The sequence below is a fragment of the Streptococcus penaeicida genome (genome assembly GCF_002887775.1).
Classification (GTDB): Bacteria; Bacillota; Bacilli; order Lactobacillales; family Streptococcaceae; genus Streptococcus; species Streptococcus penaeicida.
Genome location: NZ_LOCM01000076.1, coordinates 1 through 254, shown reverse-complemented (window position 1 = coordinate 254; position 254 = coordinate 1). Strand labels below are relative to the sequence as shown.

General features: G+C 38.6%; 1 rRNA gene. It reads left to right on the top strand.

The window, feature by feature from the left end:
* Positions 1-119: 119 nt before the first annotated feature.
* Positions 120-235: ribosomal RNA gene (rrf, locus tag AT575_RS10340) — 5S ribosomal RNA — on the top strand.
* Positions 236-254 lie beyond the last annotated feature (19 nt).

Here is a 254-nt window from a genome sequence, read left to right as displayed (position 1 = left end):
ATTTTATCTAATTGACTAGCTTTTTAGTCCGAGTACAATTTTGATAATAGAAAAGTTTATTGACATAGAGGTAGACTTCTTGTTAAGATATAGTTATTCAATTTTGAGTGGACTAAAAGTTAAGTGAACGATAGCCTAGGAGATACACCTGTACCCATGCCGAACACAGTAGTTAAGCCCTAGAACGCCTGAAGTAGTTGGGGTTGCCCCCTGTTAGATACGGAAGTCGCTTAGCTTTTATCCGCCATAGCTCA